The organism is Cnuella takakiae, assembly GCF_001953305.1.
Classification (GTDB): Bacteria; Bacteroidota; Bacteroidia; order Chitinophagales; family Chitinophagaceae; genus Flavisolibacter; species Flavisolibacter takakiae.
This window is the reverse complement of record NZ_MTFE01000010.1, coordinates 4,121,503-4,139,013: the sequence shown is the minus strand read 5'-3', so window position 1 is coordinate 4,139,013 and position 17,511 is coordinate 4,121,503. Positions and strand designations below refer to the sequence as shown.

The window sequence follows — 17,511 nt, the reverse complement described above, 5'->3', positions numbered from 1 at the left end:
TTGGCTTGTGCCAGGTAGGTAATAACCTGGTATTAGTAAAGGTCGGTTTGTTGCGGTAAAAGAGGATGTTTAAAAGAAAATGGCGTTGCCTGGTGTTGCGGTTTATTGGTACAACAATATTTGCCGATTAAGCTAACCAAGTACAGTTTCAGGATGAACTATTGTATGAACCTGCACTGGCAAATGCCTGGATGATTTGCGCATGGGTAACGCACCCCTGTGTACCGTCATTGCGAGGCGCCCGCAAGTCTATATTGCAAAAACATCGAGCTGCGCCGAAGCAATCTCCTGTGCCAGTAAGTTCCAAATAATCCAGGTGTGGTGTTCTACCGCAGCAGGAGATTGCTTCGGCGCGCATAGACACTGAAACAAATAGGGAGATGAAGCGCCTCTCAATGATGGTGCTACTTCAACAAGTTGGCAAATACCGTAATCACCAGGGCGTTGACATAATCGATAAAGAAGGCGCCCACCAGGGGCACTACCAGGAAGGCTCGGTGTGCGGCGCCATACCTGGCTGCCAGTGTTTTCATCACGGCCATTGCATTGGCCACGGTGCCCAGCATAAACCCAATGAACCCGCCCGACATAACTGCCGCATTGTAGTCGCGGCCCATGACCTTGTAAATAACCACCATTGCATACAGCAATACCACCAACACCTGTACAGCCAGGATGCCCGCAAGGGGTAAAGCGAGGTGCAACAATTCCCATAGTTTGAGATCCATAAGCGCCACAACGAGGAAGGTGTTGAACGCGATGCTCCCGGCAAAGTCGATGGCTTGCTGGTCCAGGACGATCCAGCGGGTTTTGTCGTTGATGTTGCGGAAAACCGCGCCAACAATCATGGCGCCAATATAGGCCGGCAGGGTGATGCCTGAGCGGGCAATCAGGAAGCTGACCATACTGCCCAATCCCATGATCAAGCCAATGGAAATGAAGCTGAGGTTGAAGGCGGAGTGCTCCTTTGCCGTTTTAATCAGGATGGTGTCTGCAGGTGCTTCCGGCTCCTGCACCACCGGCGCATTGTTAGTGGTCGTCTGCTTTTTCAACCCGAATCGTTGCACCAGGAAGGTACCGGCGGGGCCACCCAGCAGCCCGCCCAGCACAATGCCCACGGTGGCGGATGTGATGGCAATGGTTTCTGCGCCCCGGAGTCCCATTTCTTCGAACAGGGGCGAAAAAGCCAGCCCCGTGGCAGGGCCGCCCACCAGCGTAACGGAACCTGCCATGATGCCAAAGAGTGGGGATACGCCAAACAGGATGGCCATACCAATGCCCACGAGGTTTTGCAGGATGCAGAAGACAGCCGATAGCGCCAGGAAGATGCCTACCTGCTTACCGCCTTTTTTCAGTAAGGGCAGGCTGGCATTGGTGCCGATGGAGGTGAAGAAAAGTACCATGCACAGGGGTTGGAGCGCGGTGCTGAACTCGATGTGTACCAGCCCATTGTGCAGCAACAGGTTGATGAAGGCAAACACCAGCCCGCCCAGCACAGCCGAGGGGATATTGAGCTGTTCCAGCACCGGGATCTTTCGCTTGAGCAGTAGGCCCAAAAGGAATACCAGCCCGGCAAGCGCCAGGGTCTGGATCAGGTCGGGGCGGAGGAGGGGCATGGGGGCTCTTTGTGGTAACAGGTAAGATAACTGAAATCTCTTGTTACCCCCAGTAGATGCGGTTTAGCCAGCAACCATTGAACTTGCCTGGCGCTAAGTTTAAAGCTTATGGTAGTAATGATTGTCCTTGTGACCGGGCATGGTTAGGCAGCTTGGTACTCTTTTCAATCAGGTAGTTCGGTTTGCACACGATGCGACTTTCATGCCGATCCGCCGCGGCGGACGGCATGAAAGCTCCCGGCCTATCACCTGACTGCTCCATGCAGGAGCGCTAAAGCTGCCTACAGACGCAACTGTCATTGCGAAGCGCTGGTGGTGGCTCCAATAACACAACCCCTTGCAGCGCTGAAGCAATCTCCACCACATACAGGTTCCAAAGCGTGCAGCTATTGGTGTCTTACACAGCAGGGGATTGCTTCAGCGCCGCTAAACCTTGGTATCACTAATCACTGCTGGCGCTTCGCAATGACGATGCACCAGGTGCATGATACAAGTAGAATATAATAGCACCTGCAAGGGTAGAACTAAGGGACATATTCTGCTGTCACTGCACTACCTGATTAAAAGGGTATGATGCTTATGAAACACAACAAAATCACACCTGCTTGCGCAATCACTGCCATGGCTTTGAAAGAACCAAGGATTTAAGCCATACTTAGTTCCATAACTCATTCTTTTCCGTGAGGATGATGGGCATACCGTCCGTCACCACGATGGTATGTTCATGTTGTGCCATAAAGCCGCCTTTATTGCCCACCATGGTCCAGCCGTCCTTAAGGGTTTCGGCAAAAGAAGAGGTAGTTGATATAAAGGTTTCAATGGCCACCACCGAGTGCTTGCTGAAGCGGGTACGGTTGTACTTGTCCTTGAAGTTGGCGATCTCGGCGGGTGCTTCGTGGAGGCTGCGGCCCACGCCGTGACCCGTGAGGTTCTTGATCACTTTATAGCCCTGCTTTTTGGCTTCTGTTTCAATCAGGTGGCCAATGTCGGAAATGCGTACACCGCCCTTGATGTTGTCAATTGCTTTACGCAAAATCTGTTTGGACGCATTCACCAGTGCCTGGTGTTGGTGGATGTCCTCGCCCAGCACAAAAGAGGCGCCATTGTCCGACCAAAAGCCATCCAGTTCGGCCGATACATCGATGTTCACCAGGTCGCCTTCCTGCAGTATGCGCTTGTCGGAAGGGATGCCATGGCAAAACTCGTTGTTGACGCTGATACAGGTGTAGCCGGGAAAACCATAGGTAAGGAAAGGAGCGGAGTTGGCACCGAAATCGGCCAGTATGCCTGCGCCGTACGCATCCAGTTGTTTGGTGCTCATACCGGGGCGGGCATAGGCACGCATTTCTTTGAGGGTACAGGCTACGGCTTCGCTGGCTTTCTGCATGCCGGCGAATTCTGATGGTTTGGTAATGGACATGGTGTAAGGGTTTGTTGGATGAATGATGGTCAGGGTAGTTGTTTACCTATCTCCGGTTTTGTATAAACGCTGCCGGATGCTGTTTTGCTCGATCACCGTGAATGCATTTTCGAATCTTGCTCCATTCTCAAGCAGCAGGGATACCAATGTGCGGCCTGCAAACAAAGGATCATGACCTTTTTCGCGAAAGTAAATGACAGAAGGGGGATTTGCAGCGCCGTAGCGAAAGACCAGTTCGCCATAATCTTTGTCAAAGGTGAGAATGGTTAATTTTTCTGCTGTCGCTATTTGGATTACCTGTTCATCCATGATGCCTTGAAATTCTTCCTGAATGCTTTTTACGGGCATACCCGCTGCTCTTAACAGGAGGATACTTGGACGAGGGAAGTTTTTATTGGCTAAAAACATGTTATGCCGATGCGGGTAGGGGATAGTAGAACTCTTGCTGCATGCAGTCGCGCAGGTACAGGAATACTGCTTTTAAAGCATCAGCTGATACATTGGGGTAGCTCTCCAGGATCTGGGTTTCGGTCCATCCGGATGCAAGGAGCTCAAGGATCAGTTCAACAGAAACCCGGGTGCCCTTTATGATGGGTTTGCCCAGGAGTACCTGTTTATCGGAGGTGATGAAATCTTGCCACATGATGTATCAAATATAACAAGTTTGGAAAGGTTCATCTCTTGTGCCGGTAGTTCCATTTAAGCTGGTGTGCCGCCATTGCGCAACCTTTGAAAATGATGCGCCATTGATCGTTGATGCGGATGCCGGAAAACGCTTTCAGGTTTCCGGATAGCTTTTCAAGCCGGTTGGTGGGCGGTATGCGCAGGTCGGTAAGGTGCATCACCTGGTGCCATAAACTGGCTTAATGCCTGCTATTCTATTTCAACCTTTACCTTTTTGCCCAAACCCAGTTCAACGATCTTGGAAAGTGTTGATAACTCAGGTTCTATCTGGTCGTTCTCCAAACGGGAAATATAGGTTTTGCTGGTGCCGCTTAATACAGCCAGTTCCTGTTGCGACAGGCCTTTTGCCAACCTGTTTTTACGGATGATGGCTCCGAAACGATACTTGCTGCCCTGTGCAACAGGCTGGCTGTGTGCATACACCACATCGGGGCTCAGCTCGTAGGGATGTATCACCTCGTTTCCCTCCATATCTGTCAGGCTGATGCCTGCATTTTGCCAGGAAAGGGTCTGGTTGCGAAGGCGCACTTTTCTGAACGCTTTGGGATCAAGCAGGATGTATTCCGGGTCTTCCGGGCTTATGTTCCATTTACTGAATAGTTGTTTAAAGTCAATCACCCTGGTTTCGCCGTTGTTGAAGATGCACCGGAGTTCCAATCCTTTAACAGCTTCAATCTTTAGGATCCTTGGTATTTTAATGGCTCTTTTCATGTTTTTAGATTGGGGTTTAACCGAATGAAGTTTGCCAGCAGCCACATCTTGATTTTTGGATCGCTTGCCCACGCCATTACCATTTTTTGTTGCCTGGGCGGCAGGTACCCGGCGTAGGTTGCCAGCGTCTGAATCTCTACCAGTGCTTCCTATTCTGCATAGCGTGCATGGAAATGCGGCGGAAGATGATCCCGCGAGTACAGGTCAATTTTTATGGAGTGTATGATATGTACAGTAGGCATGTCAGCAAACTGTGTGCCTCGAAGTTACCAAATTTGGTAACTTTTGCCATGGTTTATATTGCAGGATTGCCTCTTTGCTGGATTTTTGTTGTCAGCTTTGCCTTGTGATTCGTTCAAGGTTTCGATAAAACCACTCAGCAGACTTTTGTTGCAGTGCTTGTTGCTGGAGTGGGTGAGATACAAATGCGGAAGGCTTATTTATGATTGTCTGCCACTGTCCGCTGCCACCTTTTTGCTGATGCGCTGGCTGATCTCTTCAATGTAGTCCATCACCTTTTGCTCCGTTTCCGGTTGCAGGGCAACGGATGCCGGGAACAGTTCGGTGCGGAGGCGGCGGTACAGGTGTACCGATTGCTCCAGGCTTTCCAGCAGCGATGTGGCCTTATATGCGGGCAGGGTAGCCTTTAGTTGTTCGAGGTCGGTTGCGGGCAGCAGGGTTTCCACCTTGCGTACGCCGCGGGGCAACTGTCTGTTATTGATGTGGAGTAGGGGACCGAATACCACCATGCGGAGGAAACCAAAGAAGTCGTAGGCTTCCAGGTACTCGCCGCGGCCAATCTTGAGCAAGACATAGTGCACCCAGGTCCAGAAGCGGTCCTCGATCCATTGGTAATCGGGGTAGGGGAAACGGGGCTCGGTTTCCTGCAGGATGCTATTGAGCTGCCCTGTTTTATCGAGCAGGATCACCGGTGTTTCCACCCGTTGGCGAAACTCCTCCGGTGTTACGAACTTGATGTCCACATGGAGCAGGGGATCATCGTAAAGGCAGATCAGCAACCGGGGCTCGCCTACATGCTCGCCGGTAAAGCCGGAAAGGAAATTGCCAAAGCCTTTTGCATAGGCGATCATCTTATCCCTGTCGCCGCCCACTTTTTCCCTGGTAACCAGTACCAGGTCCAGGTCGGAAAATTCATCAAGCTCGTTGGTAAGCCAGGAGCCGGCAACCGCCAGGCCAAGGATGCTGTCGTCATTTTGGATGAGGGTGGTGACATGGTGGGCGAAGTGGTGGTGGGGGAGCATGGGGGTGTCTTATTTCAGGACATATATTAATTGGCAAAGTAGTCAGCTTCAAACATTATTTGCGGACTCGCCACAACGCTTGCTCAATTGGCTTAAAGCAAAGACTCTGGGTGGACTTAAAGCGTAGCCTATTCTTATGAAGTTTGTTCGATTATTGGGAGAGTTCCCACTTTGCCCCATCTTTGAATACTACTTCATAAGGATAGGCTATCAATACTTTTTTGCCGTCTTTGCTAAGAATACTCCATTGCCCATAGTCACTTGCTCCAGGTCGTAAAGCGTCATCGGTGAATCCGCCACCCCAACCTTCAAGAAGGCCGCCCATGTCTGCGGGCTCATTGAATGCATTTTCCCCATACCATTTAAAACGGATAGCGGTTACCACTTTATTACTCACATTTTTGAAACGCAGTGCGATGTCTTTGTAGTTTGAATATTCTCTTGCTACAAATTTGGCACTCAACACTTTTACTGGAGCTAAATACAATCCGCCGGTATCATATTTTGCGCCAACTCCGTGTTTTTCTTCTCTTATCTTTTTTGCAGTCTGCTCGACGCTGTTTGGTAAATTATTTATGGATTTGGCTATGTTGCTTTCCAAACTATCTTGTTTGGTTAATGATACTTTGTAGGTGATGTCTTCACGTTTCTCGTTGAGAAGTTCGAAGGTTATTGGGGCAGATAAGTAGGTGTCACCATATGCTTTCTTCATATCGTTATGAACCTTTTTGGAAATCTCAAACTTTTTATAAGCTTCCAAATAAGCTGCACTGTCGGAGTATGCTTCAATGATTTCTTCTTTACTTCCTTCACTATAGTAGTATTTCTTTTTCATTTGGCAACTTGTCACTAGAAGTATTGCGAAGGCGATAGTACAGCGTAGTAAATTTTTTCTAGTCATGGTTATAGGGGAGTTTTGGTATGATCGGCATAGGCTTGCTTTAACGTTTCGGGGCTTTGCGTTCGGGCGGGTTTAGGAGTACAAAGTTTCAATTTATTACTAAAGCTTAATAGAGGTGCAAAGTTGAAAATTTGTACGTCAGACAGCCTGACGCAAAGCTCTTGTTGTAGCCATTTTTTTTATGTGCCCCATATTTCAATATTTCCATTACTGCCTATAATTCTCTCGAACATAGGTATGGCTAGTTCATAAACATTATTATTCGCTCTGTTTTTATCAGATACCTGTGAGATTCTGAACCCAGGTTGTACCAAGATAATGTTGAATTTCCAATTATTCACCCTGTAGCTTTCACTAATGGTTTCAAATAATTCATCAGAGCCATATACTATTTGGGAGTTCTGCGCATTCGCTAATCTGTTATTTATTCGATCTAACAGAATAGGCGATGAAATCCAGTGAATACTTCTCATTGCTTGAGCGAAGAGCTCATCACAATCGGATTTCCGACAACCTGCATTGTTTTCTCCTGAATACTTGCAGTGGATAAAGTGAATCGTAGAATTCGCGCTATCAAAATAGATTAAATCCGCTATCTCGTGTGCACCATCATCCAGAAATATGACGTCAGATTCTTGGACAAGTGAAGGTTTCAATAATTCAATAGTATGATTGATGACAGGTATATCGCCATTTGGATTTTCATCGTAGGCTTCACTGCGAATATTGCAACCATTCCAATTCTTTTCCTTCCAGATTTCATCAGGCAAATTTTCAATGTCATTACTTGGTATTATTCTGTTTCTACCAACAATAATACTACCATCTGGAAGAGCTAATGATGGCGGATATTCATTGAACACATCTTCTATTCTTTTGTCAACTATGGTGTCATCCCTTCTCTCGGCGAAAACCGTAACATTATTTGCACCGTCAATTGACCATAATCTATCCCTATTTAAGTCAAACGAAAAATTAAAACTTAAATCATCCAATTGAAGTGTCCCAAGTAATCTTGAGTTATTTTCTTGCAGTGAAATGCCATTTAGAATTGGGGTGAAGTTTCTGATTGGTTCATGATTAGGACTGCTAATTGTAACACTGTATGCTTTAAAGAAAAGAGAATCAGGTATAATTGCCACAGGAATTTCTTCGATAGTTGTAGCTAGTTCTGTTGTTGCTAAAAACGACAACCCAGGTAGGTTTGCAATTATAGGTCCGTCAACAATAAGTGTACACAATTGATCACACCATTCTTTAAACTCACTAGCAGTACCTCTTTTCATTGCCCAAACGCGACCTTTTCGTGTGGCTATTCCCCATGTGTTTTCTTCATCAAGTCTTAGAACTGCATGACCTGTTCCAAAAATTCTTCCTTCACTTGATCTAATTGCTGCTTGTACTGATGAGCCAATTAGTGTCTTATACGATGGATGGGATGATCCAGTTAGTGCAGAATTTTTCATTCCGACCATCAAATAGTCACTTTGCGAAAACTGAGATAAGGTCTTAAATAATCTACCATGCGTAATTGATGGCAATTCTATATTTATTATACTTTCCTTAAAAGAGCCCAATGCTAGTTCGCTAGTAGTGAGTTCAAAGAGAAGGTTGTGTTCAGAGGCATGATATAAAAGATGAACATCTAGTAAGTCTTCGATGTATATTTCTCTTGAAGCCCAATCTATTGGCTTGTTATGAGCAGTTACTATGATCAAAGGGGATTCATCATCAGTTTGCTCGTAATGTATAATTTCGAAATCAATAGATTTACAAGATATTTGGTCTTGGAAATTGAAATTAGCCGGTGTTGAATAAATTAATGCACTGAAGTACACATTCAGTTCTGGCATTTGAAAGTCTTCTTCTTTAGCTTGAGAAGACCTGTAATGTCTGGCCAACTGCATTTGCTCATCTACAATCTGAGGAATCAAAAGCCTCCACGAAGAGTCAGATTTGTACAACCTTCTAACTTCACCGCGGACAGCATCTGTATTGGCTATTAGTTTTGCAGGCCCTTCTTGATCAAGTGGTGTACGAGAAATTCTTCCGAGAAACTGAATTGTATATGGTATTGATCTTGGAGTTGCGTGAAGCACTGCCACTTTTAAATTAGGTATGTCCAATCCTTCACTAGCAATTCCAACACAAACCAAGCCGTCCAATTCACCATTATTAACTTTTTTAATCAGATTCTCATTAACTGATGAAGATCTTTTTGAATGAATTACGTCAACATCAAAGCCACTTTCATTATATAAAGTTGCAAGGTTTTGAACGTCCTCTATTCGATCTGTTCTAATTAATATCGAGCATGTAGGATTTGTGAGTCTTTCCTCATCAAATACTGCCTTGGCAGTTTCCAATAATGCTTCGTTTGAATCAGGAGCGTGATTTCCAATACTCTCACCACGAAAATCTATTGGTCTTAAGATTCCCTTTTCTAACGCTTGTTCTAGTGAGAAATGATATATGAGTTTTGCACGCATTCTTTTCCTGTCTCTTCTGAAGGGTGTGGCAGTAAAGAATACTTTGATTTGTGTCCTGTAGAAGCTGTTTATTGACTGCCAAGTTGGAGCCGGTTCATGATGAGCTTCATCTACAAATACTGCGTCTATCAGGTCATTTGGTATTGGTTCTAGACCTTGATAGTAAGGTGAAATACTATTTGGATGAGACACTATGACGTCATGGGAATTCAAGATTGTTTCCCACTCCTGTCTGCTTTTTTTGCGATTTGTAACTTCATAAACAGCAACTTGAGGTACGTTTACATCTAAGCAATTTCTATTTTTTAAAATTTGAAGTTCCCTAAACTGATTTGAAATCTGTCTTCTCAATATTTTAGAAGGTACAACGATCAGGATTTTATTTAATCCTAATTCAAAACAAGCAGCCATCATGATTGCGGTTTTCCCCGAACCAGTCGGCATACTAATTAAAGCTGCAACTTCATTGGTTCCATTTGTTTTATAGCTTTTTAAAGCCCATATAGCACCAAGTTGACAATCCCTTAATCCATGCTCATTAAAGGGTTCAAGATTAAAAAAATGTTTGTTGTCAATAAAGTATGGCATGTGGTGCTTATAATTGGCTACAACACTAGATTTACGCAATTAGCTGGTGCTTGTGGCGAATATACTACATTGCCAACCAGCCATTTCGTGCCCATCCATACATCTTGTCCACACGCTACTCACCCTTCCCTCAATCCCACCTTCTCCATCCAGCGCACTTCCAAGCTATACACGCCGAACTCCTCCGCCACTTTGCCCCGCAGGTGGTAAAAGCCCCTGCCGGTAAGCCTTTGGCGGGCGGCGGTGTCGGGGAAGTGCACGGTATCGATCCAGGCGCCTTCGGGGTCGAGGAAGGTGCCAAAGAACATGGTCTGGCCGTTGCGGGTGCGGGTAGGCTTTTCCGTAATATAGCAACCCAGCACATCTACCACCTTGCCCAAGTGCTGCGGCAGGGTGCGGGCCGTAACATAACCCGTGGTATCGGCCGATACCAGCGTAAAGGGATCGCAGAGCGGGAAGCCTAGGAGCTCGGTTTCATCCATCGCGTCTTCGTAGGCACTGTGGTGTAGCTGCGGTAGTTTGAACTCCACGGCGGGTTCGCAAAACAGGCTCTCGGTACGGTGGGGCTGCTGCACCCTTTTGTGGAGGAAATTGGCTTCCCACAACAGTTCCTTTTTGTTCTTGCCCGTAAAGCGAAGGGCACCCACGCGGATCAGGATATTGAGCTGCTCGGCGCCGATGCCGGTGCGGTGGATGAAGTCTTCGAGGTGTTGGTAGTCGCCGTGGTGGTAGCGCTCCATCAATAGCGTGGCAATGGTTTCCTTTTCCAGGCTCTTGATGTGTACAAAACCGATGTACACTTCGCTGCCTTCGATGTTGGTGAGTTCCTCGCTGCGGTTCACGCAGGGGGCATGCACGGTGGCGCCGGTGCGGCGCAGCTCGTGGAAGTACAGCTCGGTGCTGTAGAAGCCCCCGAAATTGTTGATCACCGCCACCATGAACTCCATGGGGTAGTAGGTTTTGAGGAAGAGGCTCTGGTAGCTTTCCACGGCAAAGGAGGCCGAGTGGGCCTTGGAAAAAGAGTAGCCGCCAAAGCTTTCGATTTGCCGCCACACTTCGGCGGTGATGGCATCGGGGTGGCCCATGGTTTTGCAGTTGGCAAAGAACTGGTCCTTGATCCGTTCAAACTCCTTGCGGCCGCGGTACTTGCCGCTCATGGCGCGGCGCAGCACATCGGCCTCGCCCATGTCGAGCCCCGCAAAATGGTGCGCCACCTTGATCACGTCTTCCTGGTACACCATCACACCATAGGTCTCTTCCAGCAGTTCCTGCATTTTGGGGTGCAGGTACACGATCTTCTCGGGGTGGTGGAAGCGCTGGATGTATTCGCGCATCATACCCGAGGAGGCCACGCCGGGACGGATGATGCTGGAGGCCGCCACCAGCGTGATGTAGTTGTCGCAACGCAGCTTTTGCAGCAGCTGGCGCATGGCGGGACTTTCAATATAAAAACAACCGATGGTGTCGGCACGGCGGATCTGCGCGGCTACTTGCGGGTTCTTCTTCAATTTGTCTACATCGTGGATATCGATGGAAAGCTGCTTGTTGTTGCGCACCAGCCGTATGGCTTCCTTGATGTGGCCGAGACCGCGCTGGCTGAGGATATCAAGTTTGTGGAGGCCTACTTTCTCGGCCACAAACATATCGATCTGCGTGGTGGCAAAACCCTTGGGGGGCAGCTCCAAAGCGGTATACTGGTGGATGGGTGCTTCCGATATCAGCATGCCGCCGGGGTGGATGCTGAGGTGGTTGGGAAAATTCATCAGCAGCGAACCGTAGTGGAGGATGTACTGCTGGATCTTGTCCTCGCCCAGCTTGGCGTGCGGGTCGCGGGCAATGAGGTCCACTTCGTGTTTGGGCAGGCCAAATACCTTGGCCAGTTCGCGTAGGGTGGCATTGTACTGGAAGGTGCTGTACATGCCCAGCAAGGCCACCTGGTGTTTGCCATAGCGCTTGAACACATAGTCGATCACCTCGTCGCGGTCCTGCCAGCTGAAGTCGATGTCGAAGTCGGGCGGCGAGCTGCGGTGCGGGTTGAGGAAGCGCTCGAAATAGAGGTCGAGGTCGATGGGGTTTACATCGGTGATCTGGAGGCAGTAGGCCACAATGGAGTTGGCACCCGAGCCACGGCCCACGTAATAAAAGCCGCGGCTTTGCGCATAGCGGATCAGGTCCCAGGTGATGAGGAAATAGCTGTTGAAGCCAAGGTCGTTGATGATGCGGAGTTCTTTCTGCACCCGTTCGGTGGCCACCTTGTTCTTGTTGCCATAGCGGTACTGCAGGCCATCGAGCGCCAGCTTTTCCAGCAGGATGCGGTCGTCTTCAGGGGTGGCGGAAAATACCTTCTTGTTCTTGTCCGTTTTCCAGTCCATATCGTAGTGGCAGGTATCCACCAAGCGCAGGGTATTGGTTACGATCTGCGGGTGCTGCCTGAAGGCCGCGAGGATCTGTGCCGGCGTAAGGAAGGTTTCGGTGGCGGCAGCAATATGCTCCGTCTGCTGCCGGCTGAGCAGGATGTTTTTGTCGATGGCCCGCAGCAGGCGATGGAGGTTGAAATGTTTTTTATCCTTGAAGGTTACCGGCTGGCGGATGACAAACTTCGTGGGGTATGCGGCTGTGTCCACGGCAAACAGTTTGTTGATCTCCGAAGGCTGTACGCCAATGAGCTCGTTGGGCGCTAGTTGTGCAGGATTGTGGTTGCCCAAAGGGTAAATGACCCATACATGTTCCCCGAATTTTTCCTGCTCCGGGAAGGGCTCGCCGGTTTGCAGGTGGTGGGATAAAAAGCTGTTGATGACGCCGAGGCCATCGAGGTTCTTGGCCAGCAGGAGGTACAACAGCGTGTCGCCGTTGCGGATCTCCGCGCCGAGGATGGGTTGTATGCCCACATCGGTGCAAGCGGTGTAGAAGTCCCACACATCGGAAGTGTTGTTGATATTAGTAAGGGCCAGCGCCGTGGCGCCGGCTTCCAATGCCTGCTGCACCAACTCTTCGGAGGAGCAGGTGCCGTAGCGGTAGGAGAAATATGTTTTACAGTTTAAGTACATAGGGGAGGAGGGCATTAGCTGTTAGCCGTTAGCTATTAGCTTTTGGCTGCAAGCTTATAGCTACATGCTGCAAGACGCTGGCAGCTGAATGTGATCGATAGTTCTGTGCATATCCAATACTTTCACTATTGCCCATTCACCATTCACGTTTGCCGTTTCACGTTTCACGACCAATCACTAAATCAGCCCGCTCGCCCGCATGATCATATAGCGCCCGAAGCGATTGCTCAGGCTGTCCATGGCTTGGTATAGCTTGATGGTTTCGTTGCTGTCTTCAAACAGGTTGATCTGGTAGTTGCCCGGCACCAGGTGAGAGAAGCGCACCCCCACCAGCCGCACCAGCAGGCGGCGGTCGTATAGCTTGTCAAACAGCTCCCGCACTTTTTCCAGCAACAGGTGGTCGGCCGAGGTGTAGGTGACTACGCTTTGCTTGCTCACCGTGTTAAAGTCGGCATAGCGGATCTTGACGGTGATACAGCCGGTCAGCTTGTTTTGCTGCCGCAGTTCGAAGCCGATCTTCTCGGTCATCTTTACCAGCTGCGCCTGCAGGAAACGGATATCGATGGTGTCGCTTTCAAACGTGCTTTCGGTGGAAATGCTTTTCTGTTCCTGGTAGGGCACCACGGGTGTTTCGTCGATGCCGTTGGCGCGGCGCCACAGCTCGCTGCCGTTCTTGCCCAGCAGGTTCTGGAGCATCTGCACCGGTATCTCGCTCAAGGTTTTGATGGTGCGCACGCCCATCTGCTTCAGCAGGGCGCCGGTCTTTTCGCCCACCATGGGCAGCTTTTCCACGGGCAGGGGCGCCAGGAAGTTGCGCTCGTTGCCGAAGGGGATTTGCAGCTGCCCGTTGGGTTTGGCCTCGTCGGTAGCCACCTTGCTCACCAGCTTGTTGACGGCCATACCGTTGGAAATGGGCAGGCCCGTTTCCTTCGTGATCTTTCTGCGGAGCTCGGCGCTGTACTGCACGGTACCGAAAAATTTGTCCATGCCTGTGAGGTCCACGTAGAACTCGTCGATGGAGGATTTCTCAAAACGGGGCACCGTGTCGCGGATGATATCGGTAACAAGCCGCGAGTATTTGGAATAGCTCTCCATATCGCCGCTAATGACGGTGGCCTGTGGGCAGAGCCTGCGGGCCAGCTTCATGGGCATGGCGCTGTGGATACCAAAGCGGCGGGCTTCGTAGGAGCAGGAGGCCACTACGGCGCGGTCGCTCTTGCCGCCAATAAGGATGGGCCGCCCTTTGAGCTTCGAATCCTTGAGGCATTCTACGTTTACGAAGAAGGCATCCAGGTCGAAGTGGGCGATACTTCGTGCGCTGTTGGTCATGCAATTTTGGTTTACAGGTGTAAAACTAAATTGTTTAGCAAATAAAATGCTAAAAAGTTTAGCACAGTGGCGTGGTGTTTGTGTGTATTGTTTTGGAGGCGGGGTGCAGTGCGTTATGCACTACGTGTATGGATAAACGTAAATGAGATGAAAAAGCCGCTGCGGGTTGCAACGGCTGGAAAAGTATTTCTCACAGATGCCACGGATGACACGGATGGTTGATGCAGTAAATCGGATGTATTGTACTTATCTGTGTTATCTGTGGTATCTGTGAGCACATATTTTTCGGATGCGGTGTTTTCACAGATAGCACAGATGCCACGGATAGTTGTTGTAGGAATAAGAATCTTTTGTATTGATCTGTGCTATCTGTGTCATCTGTGAGCACACCTATTGTGGATGTAATAGTTTCGTGTATACCGGAGGTGATTTTACATCATCAACAATCAATGTATGCATCCGTGTCATCTGTGAGAACCATCCTATCTAATGTGGTAGTTGTTCCCGGAAATAGCCATATACCCAGGTGCCGGCAATGGCACTCAGCAAGACCACTACGACGGCCACTGCACCGGTGCCGATCTGTGCAAACAGGGGCCCGGGGCAGGCACCGGTGAGGGCCCAGCCAAAACCAAAGAGCAACCCGCCATACACCTGTCCTTTGTTGAATTGCTTGGGGTGGAAAGAAATTGCTTCACCATAAATGGTCTTCAGCTTAAAGCGCTTGATGAGCCAATACCGATAGCATGCCCACGGCAATGGCCGAACCAATCACGCCATACATGTGAAAGCTTTGCAGGCGGAACATCTCCTGTATGCGAAACCAGGAGATGATCTCGGCTTTGACGAACACGATGCCAAAGAGGATACCCACCACTGCATATTTCAGGTTGTGGTACCATTGGTGTTCCAGTTCCGACTCGTTCACGCAAATAGTATCAAGGGAGCGTACTTCAAAGTCTGTATCGGGTGTGTGCATGTGATGGTGAATTGTGAATGAGCAATGGTAAGGATCGTAAAACGGCAAACGTGAATGGTGAATGGGCAATGGTGAACCAGCAAACGTAAATGGTAGATACTGGTTGTTCGTCGTCTGTCGTCCGTTGTCTTTTGCCTGCTATCGTCTATGGTCCATAGTCCATGGTCTTCCTCACAACCGCATCACCCACGGCAGCACCACGTTGGCCATAAAGAAGCCACCTGCCATAAAACAACAGGTTGCCACCACCGAGGGCCATTGCAGGTTGCTGATGCCCATGATGGCATGTCCGCTGGTGCAGCCGCCGGCATAGCGGGTGCCAAAGCCTACGAGGAAGCCGCCTACTATCATGATGATAAAGCCACGCAGGGTTAATAAGCTTTCAAGGTTGAACAGTTGGTTGGGTAACAGGTTGTCGTAATTGGTAATGCCATAGCCTGCCAGTTCATTAGCTAAGTTGGGATGTACCACTACAGGGTCAGGGCTTGCCAATAGGAGCGTAGCAATGATGGCGCCGGTGAATATGCCGCCCACGAAAAAGAAGTTCCATACTTCCCTGCGCCAGTTGTATTGAAAGAAGGGAATCTTTGCCGGCAGGCAGGCGGCACATACATGCCGCAGGTTGGCCGAGATGCCAAAGTGTTTATTGCCCAGGAGCAGCAGCGCCGGTACGGTAAGCCCGATGAGCGGGCCGGCCACATACCAGGGCCAGGGCTGGCGGAGCCATTCGATCATGTTGTTTGTTTTTAGGGGTTGGATGTACACCTAACAGGTCTTAAAGACCTGTTAGGTGTGGAAGTTCTTTATCAGGCCTTCGTATCAGCCGGCACAGCATCCGTTACCGGCAGTGCCCCACTTTCCTTGATGGCTTTGAAGCCGCCCTGTACATCCACTACATTGTCAAAGCCGCGCGACTTGAGTATCGATGCAAAGACCATGGATCGGTAGCCGCCTGCGCAATGGATGATATAGGTTTGTGCGGGGTCCAGCTCGGTCATGTGCTCGTTGATGTAATCGAGTGGCAGGTTGACGGCGCCTGCAACGTGCTCGCCCTGGTACTCGCTTTCCTTGCGCACGTCAACAATCGTTGCCTTGCCGGCTGCCAGTTCACGGGCCGCTTCGGTGGCAGATACCGAACTGATGGTATCCGTTTCCTTACCCGAAGCCTGCCAGGCCGCAAAGCCGCCTTTGAGGTAGCCGATGGTGCCGTCGTAGCCTACACGGGCGAGGCGGGTGATCACTTCTTCTTCGCGGCCTTCCTCCGTTACCAGCAGGATGGTTTGTTTGATATCGGGGATCATGGCGCCCACCCAGGGAGCAAAGGAGCCGTCGATGCCGATATTGATGCTGTTGGGGATAAAGCCTTTGGCAAAATCCTGCGCGGCACGGGTGTCGAGCACCAGTGCGCCGGTTTCGTTGGCCGCCGCTTCAAAAGCTTCGGGGGCGAGGGCCTGCTGTCCGCGTTGCATCACCTCGTCGATGCTGTCGTAGCCTTCTTTGTTCATCTGTACGTTCAGCGGGAAATAAGCTGGGGGAGGAGTGAGGCCATCGGTCACTTCTTTGATAAACTCCTCGCGGGTCATATCGGCACGCAGGGCATAGTTGGTTTGCTTTTGGTTGCCAAGGGTATCTTTTGTTTCCTTGCTCATGTTTTTGCCGCAGGCACTGCCGGCACCATGGGCCGGATATACAATGATGTCATCAGCAAGGGGCATGATCTTGTTGCGCAAAGAATCGAATAGGATTCCTGCCAGTTCCTCCTGTGTCATGTGGGCGGCTTTTTGCGCCAGGTCGGGACGGCCCACATCACCGATGAACAGCGTGTCGCCGCTGAAAAGCGTTATGTCCTTGCCGGCTTCATCACGCAGCAGGTAGCAACTGCTTTCCATGGTATGGCCTGGTGTGTGCAGTACGGTAAAGCTTATTTTGCCTACGGTAAATACTTCCCCATCAGTGGCGATGTGTGCATCAAAGGAAGGTTTGGCGCTGGGGCCATATACAATGGTGGCGCCGGTCTTTTGTGCCAGGTCGATATGCCCCGATACGAAATCGGCGTGGAAATGTGTTTCAAAAACGTACTTGACCTGCGCACCGTTCTTCTGCGCTTTCTGGATATAAGGCTCCACTTCACGCAAAGGATCGATCACCACGGCTTCCCCTTCGCTTTCTATGTAGTAGGCGCCCTGTGCCAGGCAGCCGGTATAAATCTGCTCTATCTTCATGTCCTTGGTTTTGTGATGCAAATATGCGGCAAGGTAGTTTTTTGCAAGGTGACAACAGTCACCCGATCCAACTCCGTAGCATCCTGCTCTTTGTGTTAAGGATCGGTTTGGGCGCAACTGCTTGCAGCTAAAGGCTTGCAGCTTTTTGTTGTTGATTTCAGATGGTAAAACTTCATGCTATGTGTTTGGCTGGCAGAAACTTACCTGCTGTTTCTGAAAAAAATTTTCTTCAATTTTTGGCTGGTAAAAAGATGCTCCCTACA

At 49.6% G+C, this 17,511-nt stretch carries 15 protein-coding genes; all 15 read right to left on the bottom strand.

What is annotated here, in order from left to right; translation table 11 throughout:
• Positions 1 to 404: 404 nt before the first annotated feature.
• Complete coding sequence (gene gltS, locus BUE76_RS17750; protein WP_073043331.1) at positions 405 to 1,616, bottom strand: sodium/glutamate symporter; 1,212 nt, start codon at positions 1,614 to 1,616, stop codon at positions 405 to 407.
• 655 nt (positions 1,617 to 2,271) lie between these two features.
• Positions 2,272 to 3,036 carry a type I methionyl aminopeptidase gene (gene map, locus BUE76_RS17745; RefSeq protein ID WP_073043329.1) on the bottom strand — a complete coding sequence of 255 codons (765 nt, stop codon included), beginning with the start codon at positions 3,034 to 3,036 and terminating at the stop codon, positions 2,272 to 2,274.
• A gap of 42 nt (positions 3,037 to 3,078) precedes the next feature.
• Positions 3,079 to 3,444: a DUF5615 family PIN-like protein gene (locus BUE76_RS17740; RefSeq protein ID WP_073043327.1), complete on the bottom strand. Its 366-nt coding sequence runs from the start codon at positions 3,442 to 3,444 to the stop codon at positions 3,079 to 3,081.
• A gap of 1 nt (position 3,445) precedes the next feature.
• Positions 3,446 to 3,679 (bottom strand): DUF433 domain-containing protein, encoded by a 234-nt coding sequence (locus BUE76_RS17735; protein WP_143157303.1) that lies wholly within the window; start codon positions 3,677 to 3,679, stop codon positions 3,446 to 3,448.
• A 31-nt stretch (positions 3,680 to 3,710) separates the two neighbouring features.
• Positions 3,711 to 3,878 carry a type II toxin-antitoxin system RelE/ParE family toxin gene (locus BUE76_RS24020; protein WP_083596517.1) on the bottom strand — a complete coding sequence of 56 codons (168 nt, stop codon included), beginning with the start codon at positions 3,876 to 3,878 and terminating at the stop codon, positions 3,711 to 3,713.
• Between the two features lie 31 nt (positions 3,879 to 3,909).
• Positions 3,910 to 4,431, bottom strand: coding sequence for a helix-turn-helix domain-containing protein (locus tag BUE76_RS17725; RefSeq protein WP_143157302.1), 522 nt, complete (start codon positions 4,429 to 4,431; stop codon positions 3,910 to 3,912).
• Positions 4,432 to 4,871: 440 nt separating this feature from the next.
• On the bottom strand, positions 4,872 to 5,693 hold the full coding sequence (locus BUE76_RS17720; RefSeq protein ID WP_073043321.1) for an aminoglycoside 6-adenylyltransferase: 822 nt from the start codon (positions 5,691 to 5,693) through the stop codon (positions 4,872 to 4,874).
• Between the two features lie 151 nt (positions 5,694 to 5,844).
• Positions 5,845 to 6,528, bottom strand: coding sequence for a hypothetical protein (locus BUE76_RS17715; protein ID WP_143157301.1), 684 nt, complete (start codon positions 6,526 to 6,528; stop codon positions 5,845 to 5,847).
• A 245-nt stretch (positions 6,529 to 6,773) separates the two neighbouring features.
• Positions 6,774 to 9,671: a DEAD/DEAH box helicase gene (locus BUE76_RS17710; RefSeq protein ID WP_073043317.1), complete on the bottom strand. Its 2,898-nt coding sequence runs from the start codon at positions 9,669 to 9,671 to the stop codon at positions 6,774 to 6,776.
• 119 nt (positions 9,672 to 9,790) lie between these two features.
• Positions 9,791 to 12,718, bottom strand: coding sequence for a DNA polymerase III subunit alpha (locus tag BUE76_RS17705; RefSeq protein ID WP_073043315.1), 2,928 nt, complete (start codon positions 12,716 to 12,718; stop codon positions 9,791 to 9,793).
• A gap of 177 nt (positions 12,719 to 12,895) precedes the next feature.
• Positions 12,896 to 14,047, bottom strand: a complete 1,152-nt coding sequence (gene dinB / locus BUE76_RS17700; RefSeq protein ID WP_073043313.1) for a DNA polymerase IV — start codon at positions 14,045 to 14,047, stop codon at positions 12,896 to 12,898.
• Between the two features lie 486 nt (positions 14,048 to 14,533).
• A complete protein-coding gene (locus BUE76_RS25190; protein ID WP_245798355.1) occupies positions 14,534 to 14,701 on the bottom strand; it encodes a DUF6691 family protein in 168 nt (55 codons plus the stop codon).
• A 61-nt stretch (positions 14,702 to 14,762) separates the two neighbouring features.
• Positions 14,763 to 15,026: a hypothetical protein gene (locus BUE76_RS25185; RefSeq protein WP_245798354.1), complete on the bottom strand. Its 264-nt coding sequence runs from the start codon at positions 15,024 to 15,026 to the stop codon at positions 14,763 to 14,765.
• A gap of 171 nt (positions 15,027 to 15,197) precedes the next feature.
• The gene (locus BUE76_RS17690) at positions 15,198 to 15,761 is read right to left on the bottom strand and encodes a YeeE/YedE family protein (RefSeq protein ID WP_073043311.1); all 564 of its coding nucleotides are present in this window, start codon (positions 15,759 to 15,761) and stop codon (positions 15,198 to 15,200) included.
• A 71-nt stretch (positions 15,762 to 15,832) separates the two neighbouring features.
• A complete protein-coding gene (locus tag BUE76_RS17685; RefSeq protein ID WP_073043308.1) occupies positions 15,833 to 17,248 on the bottom strand; it encodes an MBL fold metallo-hydrolase in 1,416 nt (471 codons plus the stop codon).
• Positions 17,249 to 17,511 lie beyond the last annotated feature (263 nt).

Excerpts from the sequence above, each read along its gene's own strand:
- BUE76_RS17705 (WP_073043315.1), bottom strand. The coding sequence starts at position 12,718 with ATGTACTTAAACTGTAAAACATATTTCTCCTACCGCTACGGCACCTGC.
- BUE76_RS17740 (WP_073043327.1), bottom strand. The coding sequence starts at position 3,444 with ATGTTTTTAGCCAATAAAAACTTCCCTCGTCCAAGTATCCTCCTGTTA.
- BUE76_RS17710 (WP_073043317.1), bottom strand. The coding sequence starts at position 9,671 with ATGCCATACTTTATTGACAACAAACATTTTTTTAATCTTGAACCCTTT.
- BUE76_RS17735 (WP_143157303.1), bottom strand. The coding sequence starts at position 3,679 with ATGTGGCAAGATTTCATCACCTCCGATAAACAGGTACTCCTGGGCAAA.
- dinB (WP_073043313.1), bottom strand. The coding sequence starts at position 14,047 with ATGACCAACAGCGCACGAAGTATCGCCCACTTCGACCTGGATGCCTTC.
- map (WP_073043329.1), bottom strand. The coding sequence starts at position 3,036 with ATGTCCATTACCAAACCATCAGAATTCGCCGGCATGCAGAAAGCCAGC.
- BUE76_RS17725 (WP_143157302.1), bottom strand. The coding sequence starts at position 4,431 with ATGAAAAGAGCCATTAAAATACCAAGGATCCTAAAGATTGAAGCTGTT.
- gltS (WP_073043331.1), bottom strand. The coding sequence starts at position 1,616 with ATGCCCCTCCTCCGCCCCGACCTGATCCAGACCCTGGCGCTTGCCGGG.
- BUE76_RS17715 (WP_143157301.1), bottom strand. The coding sequence starts at position 6,528 with ATGAAAAAGAAATACTACTATAGTGAAGGAAGTAAAGAAGAAATCATT.
- BUE76_RS17690 (WP_073043311.1), bottom strand. The coding sequence starts at position 15,761 with ATGATCGAATGGCTCCGCCAGCCCTGGCCCTGGTATGTGGCCGGCCCG.
- BUE76_RS25185 (WP_245798354.1), bottom strand. The coding sequence starts at position 15,026 with ATGCACACACCCGATACAGACTTTGAAGTACGCTCCCTTGATACTATT.
- BUE76_RS17720 (WP_073043321.1), bottom strand. The coding sequence starts at position 5,693 with ATGCTCCCCCACCACCACTTCGCCCACCATGTCACCACCCTCATCCAA.
- BUE76_RS24020 (WP_083596517.1), bottom strand. The coding sequence starts at position 3,878 with ATGCACCTTACCGACCTGCGCATACCGCCCACCAACCGGCTTGAAAAG.
- BUE76_RS17685 (WP_073043308.1), bottom strand. The coding sequence starts at position 17,248 with ATGAAGATAGAGCAGATTTATACCGGCTGCCTGGCACAGGGCGCCTAC.